Annotated in this window: 17 protein-coding genes; 14 read left to right on the top strand and 3 right to left on the bottom strand. The window is 37.0% G+C overall.

Going from position 1 to position 14,847, the window contains the following annotated elements; all coding sequences use genetic code 11:
- Window positions 1-22: 22 nt before the first annotated feature.
- The 7 genes from KDN24_RS22625 to KDN24_RS22595 all read left to right on the top strand — a co-directional run bounded on the left by KDN24_RS22625 (window position 23) and on the right by KDN24_RS22595 (window position 7,322).
- On the top strand, window positions 23-865 hold the full coding sequence (locus KDN24_RS22625) for a formate/nitrite transporter family protein (protein ID WP_409973988.1): 843 nt from the start codon (window positions 23-25) through the stop codon (window positions 863-865).
- A gap of 68 nt (window positions 866-933) precedes the next feature.
- Window positions 934-1,458, top strand: coding sequence for a folate family ECF transporter S component (locus tag KDN24_RS22620; protein ID WP_409973989.1), 525 nt, complete (start codon window positions 934-936; stop codon window positions 1,456-1,458).
- A gap of 1 nt (window position 1,459) precedes the next feature.
- Entirely contained in the window at window positions 1,460-2,785 is a 1,326-nt protein-coding gene (locus tag KDN24_RS22615) for a bifunctional folylpolyglutamate synthase/dihydrofolate synthase (RefSeq protein ID WP_409973990.1), read from the top strand.
- Window positions 2,786-2,959: 174 nt separating this feature from the next.
- Window positions 2,960-3,934 carry a hypothetical protein gene (locus tag KDN24_RS22610; RefSeq protein ID WP_409973991.1) on the top strand — a complete coding sequence of 325 codons (975 nt, stop codon included), beginning with the start codon at window positions 2,960-2,962 and terminating at the stop codon, window positions 3,932-3,934.
- A gap of 100 nt (window positions 3,935-4,034) precedes the next feature.
- Window positions 4,035-4,955: a sulfite exporter TauE/SafE family protein gene (locus KDN24_RS22605; protein WP_409973992.1), complete on the top strand. Its 921-nt coding sequence runs from the start codon at window positions 4,035-4,037 to the stop codon at window positions 4,953-4,955.
- A gap of 28 nt (window positions 4,956-4,983) precedes the next feature.
- Window positions 4,984-5,613, top strand: a complete 630-nt coding sequence (locus tag KDN24_RS22600) for a cyclodeaminase/cyclohydrolase family protein (RefSeq protein ID WP_409973993.1) — start codon at window positions 4,984-4,986, stop codon at window positions 5,611-5,613.
- Between the two features lie 32 nt (window positions 5,614-5,645).
- Window positions 5,646-7,322: a formate--tetrahydrofolate ligase gene (locus KDN24_RS22595; RefSeq protein WP_409973994.1), complete on the top strand. Its 1,677-nt coding sequence runs from the start codon at window positions 5,646-5,648 to the stop codon at window positions 7,320-7,322.
- Between the two features lie 82 nt (window positions 7,323-7,404).
- Here the strand turns inward: KDN24_RS22595 and KDN24_RS22590 are convergent, their stop codons facing one another.
- Window positions 7,405-7,833: a MarR family winged helix-turn-helix transcriptional regulator gene (locus KDN24_RS22590; protein ID WP_409973995.1), complete on the bottom strand. Its 429-nt coding sequence runs from the start codon at window positions 7,831-7,833 to the stop codon at window positions 7,405-7,407.
- Between the two features lie 119 nt (window positions 7,834-7,952).
- Here KDN24_RS22590 and KDN24_RS22585 point away from each other — a divergent pair, with 119 nt between their 5' ends.
- The 6 genes from KDN24_RS22585 to KDN24_RS22560 all read left to right on the top strand — a co-directional run bounded on the left by KDN24_RS22585 (window position 7,953) and on the right by KDN24_RS22560 (window position 11,862).
- Window positions 7,953-8,540: an NAD(P)H-dependent oxidoreductase gene (locus KDN24_RS22585; protein WP_409973996.1), complete on the top strand. Its 588-nt coding sequence runs from the start codon at window positions 7,953-7,955 to the stop codon at window positions 8,538-8,540.
- Between the two features lie 113 nt (window positions 8,541-8,653).
- Window positions 8,654-9,082 (top strand): hypothetical protein, encoded by a 429-nt coding sequence (locus KDN24_RS22580; RefSeq protein ID WP_491348174.1) that lies wholly within the window; start codon window positions 8,654-8,656, stop codon window positions 9,080-9,082.
- 181 nt (window positions 9,083-9,263) lie between these two features.
- Window positions 9,264-9,584 carry a PadR family transcriptional regulator gene (locus tag KDN24_RS22575; protein WP_409973998.1) on the top strand — a complete coding sequence of 107 codons (321 nt, stop codon included), beginning with the start codon at window positions 9,264-9,266 and terminating at the stop codon, window positions 9,582-9,584.
- Window positions 9,577-10,176: a DUF1700 domain-containing protein gene (locus KDN24_RS22570; protein ID WP_409973999.1), complete on the top strand. Its 600-nt coding sequence runs from the start codon at window positions 9,577-9,579 to the stop codon at window positions 10,174-10,176. The genes KDN24_RS22575 and KDN24_RS22570 overlap by 8 nt, the downstream gene beginning before the upstream one ends.
- Window positions 10,177-11,145, top strand: coding sequence for a DUF4097 family beta strand repeat-containing protein (locus KDN24_RS22565; protein WP_409974000.1), 969 nt, complete (start codon window positions 10,177-10,179; stop codon window positions 11,143-11,145).
- A gap of 294 nt (window positions 11,146-11,439) precedes the next feature.
- On the top strand, window positions 11,440-11,862 hold the full coding sequence (locus KDN24_RS22560; RefSeq protein WP_409974001.1) for a MarR family winged helix-turn-helix transcriptional regulator: 423 nt from the start codon (window positions 11,440-11,442) through the stop codon (window positions 11,860-11,862).
- Between the two features lie 72 nt (window positions 11,863-11,934).
- Here the strand turns inward: KDN24_RS22560 and KDN24_RS22555 are convergent, their stop codons facing one another.
- Window positions 11,935-12,306, bottom strand: a complete 372-nt coding sequence (locus KDN24_RS22555) for a hypothetical protein (protein ID WP_409974002.1) — start codon at window positions 12,304-12,306, stop codon at window positions 11,935-11,937.
- A gap of 174 nt (window positions 12,307-12,480) precedes the next feature.
- On the opposite strand from KDN24_RS22555, the gene KDN24_RS22550 reads away from it, so the two are divergent.
- A complete protein-coding gene (locus tag KDN24_RS22550; protein WP_409974003.1) occupies window positions 12,481-13,953 on the top strand; it encodes a protein adenylyltransferase SelO in 1,473 nt (490 codons plus the stop codon).
- Between the two features lie 41 nt (window positions 13,954-13,994).
- Here KDN24_RS22550 and KDN24_RS22545 read toward each other — a convergent pair whose 3' ends face one another.
- The gene (locus KDN24_RS22545; protein ID WP_409974004.1) at window positions 13,995-14,846 is read right to left on the bottom strand and encodes a GNAT family N-acetyltransferase; all 852 of its coding nucleotides are present in this window, start codon (window positions 14,844-14,846) and stop codon (window positions 13,995-13,997) included.
- Window position 14,847: the final 1 nt, after the last annotated feature.

The raw sequence follows: 14,847 nt of genomic DNA, 5'->3' as shown, positions 1-14,847 counted from the left end.
GAAAGAATGAGGGTGATTCAAGATGAGTTGTTATAGTCCTAATGAAATTGTAGATGTAGCAATAGCAAAAGGAATTGAAAAGACAAAAATGCCATATAAAAAGATAAGCATCTTGTCTTTTATCGGTGGTGCTTTTATTGCGCTCGGTTATTTAGCTTATATAAGAGTTTCAGGGAATTTGCCTGCTGAATGGGGTGGATTACCACATTTATTAGGGGCAAGTGTTTTCCCGATCGGGCTTATTCTCATATTATTAGGCGGAGGAGAACTGATCACCGGCAATATGATGGCAGTTGGCGCCGCCTGGTTTTCGAGAAAAGTTTCCTTTGTAGAGCTCCTGAAAAATTGGTTTTTAGTAAGTTTTTATAATTGTTTAGGAGCTATCTTTGTAGCTTATTTATTCGGGCATGTGATCGGATTAACGGAAGGTGTTTTTTTAGAGAAAACGATTTTAACAGCAAATGCAAAGGTTAATGCTTCATTTATTGCGGCATTCATTTCAGGGATTGGTTGTAACTGGTTAGTTGGGATGGGTGTTTGGCTCTGCTACGGTGCGAAAGATTATGCCGGAAAAATTTTAGCGATTTGGTTCCCGATCATGATTTTCGTTTTAATTGGATTTCAGCACGTTGTCGCTAATTTCTTCATTATTCCAGCAGCCATTTTCGTAGGAGAGCTTTCATGGTTAGATTTCTTATTAAATATCATTCCGGTATGGCTTGGTAATGCTGTAGGCGGCGCATTATTTGTAGGTGGATTTTATGTCTCGGCTTATCAACAGAAAGCTGAAACAGAGAAGAATGTTAAAGCGAAGGAAGAAAAACTGTTTACACAAACAGGTGGTGAAGAAGCTAGTGTGAACTAGCTTTAAGAAAAGCGCAATTGTCTTCAGTAGCAGCATATGACTGCCAAAAAAACAAAAGGGTGATTACCATGCGTGTGGAGAGACCATTAACAGCGTATAACAAAATAACAACGAAGCAATTAACTGTAACAGGCTTATTAATTGCACTTAATCTAGTTTTAAATCAGTTTACCATTTCCTTCGGAACGACACTTGAAATTGGCTTTGCTTTCTTGCCAATTGCTTTACTCGGCTATTTATACGGACCGCTTAATACGGGTATTGCGGCCTCGATTGGGGATGTTATTGGTTTTTTATTAAGACCAAATGGCTTTTTCTTCCCTGGCTTCACGTTAAACGCATTAGTGATGGGTGTAATCTACGGATTGCTTTTGCATAATAAAAAAGTAACTTTGCCAAGAGTTGCTATAGCCGTACTTTTGGTCACAGTGATTGTGAACTTAATCATGACTCCGATTTGGCTTAACATTATGTACGGAACATACTTCTTTGCTGTACCGCGAGTAATCAAATGCATTCTGCTTTACCCAATGGAAGTGAGTCTTTTATACATGGTGCTTCGAAAATTTACGAAAGTAGAATCGAGGAAATAGCATGGATAGGAACTATGTAGAAGCATTACAGTGGATTCATAGTCGCAAACAATTTGGAATACGTCCAGGTCTTTTTAGAATGGAATACTTACTTGAAAAACTAGGCAATCCCCAACATGAGTTAAAGGTCATCCATATTGGGGGTACGAATGGAAAAGGCTCAACGGTCACATATGTTAAGGAGCTTTTGCAAAATAGTGGATTAGTTGTTGGTACATTCACTTCGCCATTTATCGAAAGCTTTAATGAAGAAATAAGCATAAATGGTCATCATATTTCCAATGATGACCTTGTTTATTTAGTCAATAAAATTAAACCCATTGTCTTGGAAATGGATAGACATGAAGATGTGAACGGAGTAACTGAATTTGAAGTTATTACCGCAATGATGTTCACATATTTTTACGAGCAAAAAGTCGATGTCGCAGTCATTGAAGTTGGGCTAGGCGGTTTGTTAGATAGTACCAATGTAGTCAAGCCCGTTGTTTGTGGAATTACGACGATCGGGCTAGATCATCTGCAAATTTTAGGAGATACAATTGAAAAAATCGCTGAACAAAAAGCAGGAATCATTAAGGAAAATTGTTCTGTTGTAACAGGGAATATAGGTGAGAGAGCATTGAATGTGATAGTGCAAAAGGCAAGGAGTGTCGGTGCTACCATTTATCGATTTAATGAAGATTATACGGTGCATCATATATTATCAGAGCACCTCTCCAGAGAATATTTTTCTTTTACAAATAAAGAACAGCAATTTCCGATTTTATATACGACATTGCTTGGAAAGCATCAAGTAGAAAATGCCGGAATGGCCCTCCAGATTTACTTTACCTTTATGGAAAAATGCCAGTTTGATGTAAATAGAGAAATCATCTGTGAGAGTTTGAATAATGCTTTTATTCCAGGAAGGATGGAAATTTTATCAGAAAGGCCTTATATCATTACAGACGGCGCTCATAATATCCATGCAATGAAAAGGTTGCAAAACAATATACAGGAAATGCTTGCGAAAACGGATAAAGGCAAACTATATATTTTGTTTTCTGCTATCAATACGAAAGATGTCTCTGGAATGCTCCATCTAATAGAAGAAATTCAATATGAGGAATTTATTATTACGTTATTTGACCATAATCTCGCTTTAACAATAGAAGATTATGAAAAATGCGGGTATAGCCATGTAGCGATTAATTGGGAAGAGGCCATTACATCGATACTCAATAAAATGGACAAGGAAGACTTCTTCGTTATTACTGGATCATTGTATTTCATTTCAACGATGAGAACTAAATTGAAGGAGCTATGTAACAGCATCGTTAGCTTTTAAACGAAACGTCAAAAATTTGATCGGGTACAAGCCATGCACATTCACAAAAACGTCAACAAATAAAATCTAGAAAAGTTTTTATTAGACGTTTTGTAGACGCTTACATTTTATGATGAAGCTGTAGTAAGAAAACAAAAAACAAAACAAAACAAAAACTTTGAGGAGGAATTCATTATGAGTAAGAAGCACGTTTTAGCGGTACCGAATTTCAGTGAAGGACGTAATCTTGAAGTTGTCAATGCAGTAGTAGATGCAGTAAAAGCGGTTGAATCTGTAAAGATTGTAGCTGTTGAACCAGAATATAACTTTAACAGAACAGTATTAACATTCATCGTTGAACCACAGCATGTTGAAGAAGCAATGCTAAAAATGGCAAACATCCTTTATAGAGATGTAAATATGGAAGTTCAAAAAGGAGATCACCCACGTATCGGAGCGCTTGATACATTCCCTGTTTTCCCGCTTGAAAATATTACAATTAAAGAAACAAAAGCATTAGCTGAGAAATTAGGACATTCCCTACATGAGCATACGAAAGTTCCAGTATACTTCTCAGGGTTAAATGCAAGAACTGAATATAAAAAATCAAACACAAATATTCGTAAAGGCCAATATGAAGGCTTAAAAGCATTATTAGAAGATGAAAACCATCCAGATAGAGAAATGAGAAAACCGGATCTATCTGTAGACGGAAAATTAGATTCTAAAAAAGGTGCATGTACAGTAAGCTCTGATTTAGAAGGCTTAGTTGCTTACAACGTTTTCGTAGAATCTGAAGATGTAAGCATTTCAAAAGAGATTGCTAAACTAGTAAAAAGTGAAGAACATGGCTGGTTATCCATTAAGAGTGTTGGTTTTAAAGATGAAGGCAAACCAGGTACAGCTGTTTCTATGAACGTATTTAATGCAACAGAAACTCCACTTGTTTTGCTACGTGATTATGTAGAAAAAGAAGCTCAAAAAAGAGGCACTAAAGTAATTGCTACAGAACTTGTTGGACCACTTAAGGTTGAATATGTTGCAGAGGCAGCAAAGCAATTTGGATATGAATTTGATAGCAAAGACTACACGAAACTAGTGAAAGTTTTAGAAGAAAACATCGGCTTAATCGGCTTTAGTGCAGAACAAATTATTGAGTATCACTTGTAAAAAAGTACTTTAGAGCTGTTTGGACGGGGCATTTATCAATAAGCCCAACATAAATGCCCTATTTTCAAACAGATAAACTAATTGCGAAGGAGCAATAGTTATGTATATAAAAATAATATTAGGAATATTGGTTCTATTATTCCTTAATTACCTGCGTATTTTCATAACAGACTATATAAAAGCGAAAAAAGAGGGCAACCTTGAAGATATATCTCCGAAAAAAACCGCTTCATTTGGAATTATCGGAACAATCGTTAACTTTTTCGATACATTAGGAATTGGTAGTTTTGCACTTTCTACGGCTACATTTAAGATCGGGAAAATGATGCCAGATAAGAAAATTCCCGGAACATTGAATGTAGGAACGACATCGTCAGTTTTTGTAGAAGCATTTATCTTTATCACTATTGTGAAAGTAGATTACTTGACACTTGTTGTTTTAATCGCTGCTACTATGCTTGGAGCCTATTTCGGTGCTGCAGTTGTGTCAAGATTATCAGAAGCAAAAATCCAATTAGCAATGGGTGTCGCATTATTCGTCGTCGCATTTCTAATGTTTGCTGGTTTTATCAGCCTATTCGAAATGAATGGTGTTGAAATGGGATTACGTGGAACTAAATTAGCCATTGGATTTGTTTGGTGTTTTGTTGTAGGTGTAGCGGCATGTCTAGGAATTGGACAATACGCACCGATTATGGCTATGTCTTTTGTTCTAGGTTTATCTCCACTTACTGCATACCCGCTTATGACAGGTGCAACAGCATTCATGCAAACAATTTCTGGTGCTAAATATGTGAAAGAAGGACAATATCACCGTAAAGCATCTATGGCATTTCTCATCTGCGGACCAATCGGGGTTGTTATTGCAGCCTTCATCGTTAAGAATATGCCAATTGCCATGCTACAGAAAGTTATCTTCTTTGTTGTTATCTATACGGCGATTCAAATGCTGCGCTCTTGGATGAAATCACGCAAAGCTATGAAAAGTAATGGAACAGAACATGCAGAACAAATAAGCTAAATATTTTTTTAGAATAGGAGAATGAGAGATGCCTAAATTAGTTGATTTAAAAATTACAGACTTTATTGAGGTATTAGGATCAAATGAACCTGCACCAGGTGGTGGATCAGCTTCAGCACTTGTTGCAGCAGTGGGAACTTCTTTAACAAAAATGGTTACAGAGTTAACCGTCGGTAAAAAGAAATATGCGGAATACAATGATGAAATGGAAAGCTTATTAAACAATATGAGAAATCTTAGCTCTGACCTATTAGCAGCAATTGATGCCGACACAGAAGCATTTAATCAAGTATCAGCTGTATTCGATTTACCAAAGGAAACAGATGAGGATAAAGAAAGAAGAAAAGAAGCTATGCAGGCTGCACTTAAAAATGCAACAAAGGTTCCTTTTGAAACGATGGTATTAATTGCTGAAGGAATTCGCTTGACAACAACAGCGGTTGGAAAATCAAATACGAATGCAGCTAGTGATTTAGGTGTTGCCGCATTAACAATGAAAGCAGGACTATATGGTAGCTGGTTAAATGTGCTCATTAACTTAGGCGGAGTAAAGGACGAAGCTTTTAAAGATGAGTACTATGAAAAAGGGAAAGAGATATTAGCAGAAGGCACAAAGGTAGCAGACTATATTTATAGTGAAATCGAAAAAAGCTTATAAGAATTGAGTTTTTACGACAAAGGAGAATAAAAATGGCACATCTTAGTGATATTGAAATAGCAAATAAAAATACGATGATTCCAGTTGTCGACATAGCTAAAAGTATTGGAATAGATGAAAATACGTTAGATATGTACGGGAAGTATAAGGCAAAACTAGACATTAATGAATTAGAGCGTCTTAAGGACGAGCCGAATGGCAAGCTTATCTTAGTAACAGCGATTACACCAACCGCAGCTGGTGAAGGAAAAACAACAACTTCAGTTGGACTAGCAGATGCCCTTCACGAATTAGGAGAAAAAGTAGTAGTAGCATTAAGGGAGCCTTCATTAGGTCCAGTATTCGGTGTGAAGGGTGGAGCTGCTGGAGGCGGATATTCACAAGTAGTGCCGATGGAAGATATCAATTTACATTTTACTGGAGATTTCCATGCCATTGGAGCTGCAAACAACTTATTAGCAGCGATCATTGACAATCATATTTTCCATGGGAATGAATTAGAAATTGATAATCGCCGTATCACTTGGAAACGTGTAGTAGATATGAACGATCGTCAGCTTAGATATATTGTGAATGGTTTAAATGGTAAAACGAACGGCGTACCAAGAGAAGATGGTTATGACATCACAGTGGCATCCGAAATTATGGCTATTCTTTGCTTATCAAATGATTTAGATGATTTGAAGGAAAGAATTAGAAATATTGTTATCGGGTATTCAGTTGCTGGAAAACCAATCACAGCAGGGGATTTGAAGGCTGAAGGAGCGATGACAGTTCTATTAAAGGACGCGATTCGACCAAACTTAGTCCAAACATTAGCGAAAACTCCAGCGATTATTCACGGCGGACCATTTGCTAATATTGCTCACGGCTGTAATAGTGTTATTGCGACGAAAATGGCGCTGAAATATGCAGATTATGTTGTAACTGAAGCTGGCTTTGGTGCAGATTTAGGTGCAGAAAAGTTCATTGATATTAAATGTCGCAATGCGAATATTCATCCTGACGCAGTTGTATTAGTCGCTACAATCCGAGCATTGAAGCTTCATGGTGGAGTAGATAAGAAAGAGTTAAGCACAGAAAATGTGGAAGCTGTCGTGAAAGGTATGCCAAACTTAATGAAGCATATCGAAAACATTAGAACAAATTATGGCTTACCGATGGTTGTTGCGATTAATAAATTCCCAACAGACACTGAGGAAGAAATGGAAGAAGTGAAACGTGCTTGTGCAAGCATTGGTGTTGAAGCCATTGTTGCAGACGTATGGGGCAAAGGCGGCAAAGGCGGTCTAGAATTAGCAACGAAAGTGAAAGACGTCATTGAGCAAGAGAACAACTTCAAATTTGTTTATGATGATGAGGATTCAATTGAAGAGAAGCTTACAAAAATCGCAACAAAAATTTATGGAGCAGATGGTGTTGACTTCACAACTGAAGCGAAGCGTGAGCTAAAGGTTCTAACTGAAATGGGCTTTGGAAAATTCCCAATCTGCGTAGCTAAGACACAATATTCCTTCTCTGATGATAAAGATTTATTGTGCAGACCACAAGGCTTTAGAATTACTATCCGTAATTTAAAAGTATCAGCTGGTGCAGGATTTATTGTCGCCATTACAGGGGCAATGATGACGATGCCTGGCTTGCCTAAAGTTCCTGCAGCAGAAAGAATTGATATTAACAGCAAAGGTGAAGTAACAGGATTGTTCTAAGATAAAGTAACACTTAAAATTAAATATTGACTGTAGGTGATAGTAGAATCATAATTTGCTGCTATCACCCTTTTTTTATTTATTAATAAAACACTTTTTTTTGTAAAACTTCTAAAGCATGTTCAATTTCTTTTAACTCTTCCTTTGAAGCATTGTGGATTCGATTTAGAAAGTGTAATTCTATTTCAGCAAAAGCTTCATTCATCAAAAATTCCCCATCTTTCGAAAGACGGATATATTGCTTTCTTCTATCTTCTGTATCTGTTATTTTCTCAATCAAATTTTTTTCTTTTAATTTTTTTAATTCTCGGCTCGTATTAGGCAAGGATATGTGTTGACATTCACTAATTTCACTCGGAGTAACAGGCTGACTAATTGTTAAATATTCAAGAATTTTATATTGGACAGCTGTAATAGAATCTGATTTCACTTTTTGTGTTAATTCGTGTGTGACATGATGAACAGAAGTAATAAATGATACAAATTTATTAAATAGAGCAGTGTTGTCCATAATTTTCACCTCTTATTGGTAAGATAACAAAAAGGTTGTAATAAAACAATTATCATTTGACAACTAAAATGACGACGTTTATAATTTTGTTATCAATTGATAAGTAATAGGAGGATGTTATGAAGGCGTTGATTATTTACACATATCCAAATCATAAAAGCTTAAATTATGCGTTCTTACAGAAAATTATAAAAGGATATAACGAGAATCCTAATGTTAAAGAGATAAAGATTTTAGATTTATATGAAGAGGGATTTAATCCACTCTTAGTATTTAATGAACATAAACGCAGACGAGATATGTATCGCGATCCGCTTTTAGAGAAATATCGCGAACAAATTACTTGGGCAGATCAATTAGTTTTTGTTTATCCGATCTGGTGGGGGCGGCCACCTGCGATGCTATTAGGGTATATTGATCAATTATTTTCCTCTAATTTCGCGTATAAAGATAAGAAGGGATTACTGCCAGAAGGGCTTTTGAAAGGAAAGTCAGTCGTATGTGTATCCACTATGAAGGGACCAACAAAATATCCACTACTTTGGTTAAATAATGCACATAAAATTCTGATGAAAAAGGCTTTATTTAATTATGTCGGAATAAAGAGAGTGAAGTTTTTTGAATTTGGGAATATGGAAAGTTCAAAAGGGAGACAAATAGTCAAACTTGATAAAGTATATCGTTATTTTAAAAGAGTAGAAAAATAAGATGAGCGTATAAGTGATAAATAAGTATATATTCGCCTAAATAATAAGGGAAATAAGCTCCCTTATTTACTTTTGGCATAGCATGTAAAAGACTAATAAAAGTAGGTGAGTATATGACTTTTGATTCTCAACGAGTTTTAGGAATGCCAGGCATGGGCGGATTCCCAGGTGGAGGCATGGGCGGATTCCCAGGTGGAGGCATGGGTGGATTCCCAGGTGGAGGCATGGGTGGATTCCCAGGCGGAGGCATGGGTGGATTCCCGGGTGGAGGCATGGGTGGATTCCCGGGTGCAGGTATGGGCGGATTCCCGGGTGCAGGTATGGGCGGATTCCCAGGCGCAGGTATGGGCGGATTCCCGGGCGCAGGTATGGGCGGATTTCCAGGTGGAAGTATGGGCGGATTCCCAGGCGGAAGCATGGGCGGATTTCCAGGTGGAAGTATGGGTGGATTCCCAGGCGGAGGCATGGGTGGATTCCCAGGCGCAGGTATGGGTGGATTCCCAGGTGGAAGCATGGGTGGATTCCCAGGTATGGGCAGATAAATGATAAGACTATGAATTTTCTATTCGGAAAACGTGGAGCTGCAATATGCAGCTCTGTTTTTTTTGGCAATATTAATCCGTATTGACATCCTATATTATACTTCATATAATATAACTGGCTATAATATTATATGGAATATAATATGGTTTGTAATATAATACGACATTCGGAGGTGTAGCAATGTCATTTCAACTTGGAGCAGCACTCCTAGAAGCATGCGTACTCGCTATTGTCGCAAAAGAAGATGCGTACGGATACTCTCTTACACAGCAAGTACAAGAAGTGATGGATATTTCGGAATCAACACTTTATCCCGTACTACGCAGACTTCAGAAAGCCGAGTATTTGTCAACATATGATCAGTCGTTTCAAGGAAGAAACCGGAGATACTATCAAATTACGAATAGTGGCAGAAATAAATATGAAGAGCTACTTGAAGAATGGACGGAATATAAACAGAAAATTGATACCGTCCTGCAGGGAGGTTTGAATCGTGAATAGGGAGACATATTTAAAGGAATTAGCGTTAAAGCTGAAAAAGCTTCCAAGGATTGAGGTGGAGTCTGCTTTAGATTATTATCGTGAGTATTTTGAAGAAGCTGGAGAAGAAAATACCGATCAAGTAATAAGAAAATTAGGTACACCTGCACAGGTTTCAACGCATATTTTAGCAGACTATGCTGCTAAAGAGTTGGATGAATATCCCAACTCAACGAAGAAAAGCATATCGGCTATTTGGTTTATCCTTCTCGCAATCCTTGCTTCGCCAATTGCATTGCCCATATTAATATTTGTATTTGGGATCGTATTTTCTTTCGTTATGATATGTGCTGCATTTATATTTACCTTTTTTACCCTTATTATAGCCTTAACTTTTTCAGGTATTTTTAGCATTGGAGTAGGATTCTCTGTTATTGCGCAACATTGGCAAACGTCTCTGCTTTTTATTGGGGTTGGGTTAACAGCTTCAGGCATCGGGATCCTCCTATTCTCTCCATTTGTATTTGTCGTGAAAAGTGCTAGCAACACACTAGCACAATGGCTTAAAAAAATATTTAATAAAATGACGAGGAAACGTAAGGAGGAGTTGTAAATGAAGAAGTTAACAAAAACGATGACAATTGTGGCTAGTAGTATGATTGTCATTGGTATCCTACTTGCGGTTATCGGCTATTCAGCGGGTGCAAGATTATCCATAACGAATGCAGAGGGAAGCTTTAAAGTAGCGGAGCCTGAAGATCGGGAAATGGAAACAACATCTTTATCATCCTTTTCGAATATTGATATCAATTTATTTGATGCAGATATTGAAATGATCCCTTCAAATGAGTATAAAGTTCAAATTGAGCGTAATAAAGGTCAAAAAATTATTCACGAAATCAAAAATGACACACTTTTTATTGAGGAAAAAGAAAAAAAGCAACCTAAATTCTTCAATTTTAATATTAATTTAGGTTTAACTCATTCAACCCAAACAGTTATAAAAATTTATTTTCCTAGTGGAGAAAGTCTTTCAGAGGTTAACTTCGTAAACCATTTTGGCGATATTCGTTTAGATGATATGATTACCGAGAAATTAACGATCCGTGTTTCAGATGGAGACGTAGCTATTAACAATGTGCAAGCTAATGAGTTAAAAATTGTGAATCAATTTGGTGATATTTTAGGCGAGAATGTACAAACAAAAGAGTTAAATGTCGAATCGAACGACGGAGAAGCGATGTTTAATAAGGTAAACGCAGATTTTGTCAATTTAAAAAACAGCTTTGGTGACACGGCCTTTCAAAATGTTACGAGCAAAGGAATGAATATTGAAAGTAATGACGGTGTTATTGATATACAAGGTTTGCTTTTAGGTAATTCAATCATTCATTCTAATTTTGGTGATGTAAATATTCAGCTTCAAAACAAAGAATCTGAAATTGGCTACAAAATAAGCAATGACTTTGGCGATATTATTGTAAATAATAATGAATTTGAAACTCAAGCTGTTTACAATTTGGAATCTACTAATAAGCTAGAGATTAAATCAAAAGATGGGGATGTAAATATTTCTTTTTAAATCGCTTAAAGGTTCTGTCCCATAAGTCTATTTATTGACATAGAGACAGAACCTTTACATATTATCTGGAACTATAAGCTATAATCCACAGAATATTGGGCTTATCCGATAGCTGTCTCCTAATGACCACACTTCCATTCTAAATTTGTCCATTGCGGACATTCACTTTATGCAATTCATTTTATTTTCCTTATTTGACACAACGGAAGAATAATATTACTATTATCTCATATTCAAGATATTTTAATTTAAATATCTTGAATATGATTCATGTAATCATATGGGGGTGATCAAATGGCAGATAATTGTAGCAATCAGCCTTATTTAATGTTGATGAAAACATCCAAAGCGATTCAAGATCGAATTAAAATGGAATTGCTGACTTATAAGTTAAATATTACGGAGTTTTCCGTTTTAGAGGTTCTTTATTTCCAAGGTATCCAAACAATCCAGCAGATAGTGAATAGCATATTAATCTCAAGCGGTTCTATGACGTATGTGATTGATAAATTAGAACAAAGAGGCTTGTTAAAAAGAAATGCTTGCCCTGGTGATCGTAGAGCCATTCATGTCTCATTAACTGAAGATGGCATTGCGCTGATGGAAAAAATTATGCCAGAGCATCGTAAATTGATTGATCACATTTTCGAGTCAATTACGAATGAAGATGAAGAACTGTTTATTAAACTTTTAAATAAAGTCAGTAAAAGCATATAAATGATAACTCATGCCTAAATTCTCAAGATTTTAAAGGGGGAATTTAGGCTTTTTTGTTCATAATGTGGTTAACTATCCCTCTAAAAGAACCGTATAAAGGATTTCTTTTCCATTAACTTTAGCTATTATTGTATAAGTATTATTATCATTTGTAGAGTAAATCTCGGTTCCAATTGGTAATTGAGTGGCAAAAAAATCTTTGAAATTTTTAGATGATGTTGTCGTTTTCATAATCTCCCCTAACTTCTCATCTTTTGTAAATTCTGCTTTTCCATCGATTTTTAAGTTAGTGGCGTTAATATAAATTAATTGATTGTACTGAAGAATATCTGCTCGAGAATCTTCTTTCAGGATAGATCTTGCCGTTGGATTCGTATGAATAGCAGATGAACAGCCTACTAATATGAATAAAAGTAACAAATTATATATGAGTATCTTTTTCATAGCCTAAGCACCTTCCTTTCCGTTGAATGTTTATTTTAAAGACGTTTTTTTGTGCTGCCTTGTTACATTAATTCTTATTGAATAATAAATATGCAGGTTTATGTTATGATCGAAAATAGAATACTATCATAGAGTCATTTTAATTATTAATTTGTATGGAGAAAGGGGGACAAAATGAGAAATAACCATGAAATAGAAGTTGGCTGGAATTTCGATAACAGTTATGCGCGACTGCCGAATTCTTTTTTTACAAGCTTGAAGCCAACCCCTGTACGCTCACCGAAATTAGTGATGTTCAATGAATCTTTGGCAACAGCACTTGGTTTGAATGCTCAAGCCTTGCAAAATGAAGAAGGAGTGGAGGTGTTTGCGGGTAATAAGACTCCTCAAGGTGCTCATTTTCTTGCTCAAGCCTATGCAGGTCATCAATTTGGGCATTTTACGATGTTAGGAGATGGTCGTGCACTATTACTTGGCGAACAAATAACTCCAAAAGGGGAGCGGGTTGATATTCAGCTTAAGGGTTCTGGCAGAACGCCATACTCTCGTGGGGGTGATGGTAGAGCAGCACTTGGACCGATGCTCCGCGAATATATGATTAGCGAAGCCATGTATGCATTAGGGATCCCAACTACACGCAGTCTAGCGGTTGTAACAACCGGAGAAAAAGTAGTTCGTGAAACGGATCTACAGGGTGCCATACTAACACGTGTTGCCGCGAGCCATCTTCGTGTTGGCACCTTTCAATACGTTGCAAAATGGGGAACAGATGAGGAACTCCGAGATCTAGCTAACTATACGATCAATCGGCATTATCCGCATATAGAGACGAATGAGAGCAGGTATTTATCGCTGCTTCAGGAAGTGATTAAACAGCAGGCAGCTTTAATTGCTAAATGGCAATTGGTTGGCTTTATTCACGGGGTAATGAACACCGACAATATGACGATTAGCGGAGAAACGATCGATTACGGTCCTTGCGCATTTATGGATGAATATAATCCGGAAACGGTATTTAGTTCCATAGACAGACAAGGTCGTTATGCCTACGGAAACCAGCCATACATTGGCGGGTGGAATCTTGCCCGACTTGCTGAAACACTTTTGCCGCTTCTCCACGATAATCAGGAACAAGCCGTTAAACTCGCACAACATGAGATTTCAAACTTTTCTAAGTTATATCAATCCTATTGGCTTAAAGGCATGAAATCAAAGTTGGGCATATTTAATGAAGAGGAAGAAGATGTATCTCTAATTGAAGAGCTGCTCACTATGATGCAAAAGTATCGTGCCGATTATACGAATACTTTCCGAGCGCTAACTTTCGAGCACTTGGAGGACTTGAAGTTATTCGCTAGTTCGGAGTTTACCGAGTGGTATGAGAATTGGAAGGCAAGACTAGGCAGGCAGCAGGAATCAAAGCAATCTTCTCAGCAGTTAATGCGGAACAGCAATCCTGCAGTCATTCCTCGAAACCATCGGGTGGAAGAAGCGTTGGAAGCTGCTGTAAACAAAGGTGACTACAGTGTAATGGAGCGAATGCTTGAAGTTCTTTCAAGCCCATACGCACATACACAAGAACAGGCAGAATATAGCAAATTGCCTGCACCATCATCGCGTCCTTACCGTACATTTTGTGGTACATGAATTTCAATAAATATAGGAGCTGTGGCATGCAGCTCCTATTCTTAACCAAAAATTTGTGCAGCAATGCCATAAAGGGAATGATTCCTTAATGGCAAAGTGGCTGAATTTTTTATCATGACTGGTGGTTGGCTTACTTTGATGAATCCGCATTGCTCTAAATAGGTTACGAATGAATTTTTTCCATCTGGTACATCGATTCTAAGTTTGCCTTTGTATTCTTTAGCAAGGTGATGAATGATATAAATGGCTATATCATCATTTAGCGCGACAATTGGTCCAAGAATTAAGTTAGCAGGTCCTTCTATACTTAATCCAAACCCAATTACCTCCCCATTTTTTCCTTTAATTACAACTCCTTTTCTTGCTTGTTTCATTCTTGCTTTAAGGAACTGTTCTCGATCTGCACCAATAGCAAGTTGATCCAAGTTGTGGATATGGGGAAAGTGATGGTCAGATAATGGACAGACTTCGTAATCTTCATTTCGCTGATTTTGAAGGAGTAAATCCTGATTACTCAATAACTTATGTACAGTCGTAACGGTTCGGAATCCTAATTTTTCATAAAGAGGATAGCCTGCCTCAGTGGCGATTAACATTATTGGAACGTTATGATGTACTGAATTTATACAAGCTTGTGTAAGCTCTTTACCTAAACGATATCCTCTGTAATGTTCTTTTACAATGACCATTCCAATGGAAGCTAGAGTATGATCATAAGGAATTATCGCTGCACTTGAAATGATTTCCCCTTGAGCGGTTTTATGTCCATATATAGTCCCGACCGACAAAACAGTATGGATTTCATCGCAGTCATAGTCCCAACCAACTGAGGCTGAAAGATTAACCAGTCCTTCTATATCCTCTTTCGAAAATTTACATAATTGAAATTCCATT

It is taken from the genome of Cytobacillus sp. Bva_UNVM-123 (genome assembly GCF_046351715.2).
Taxonomy (GTDB): Bacteria; Bacillota; Bacilli; order Bacillales; family Cytobacillaceae; genus Cytobacillus.
The sequence above is the reverse complement of the archived record's forward strand: the minus strand, read 5'-3'. Positions and strand labels throughout refer to the sequence as shown.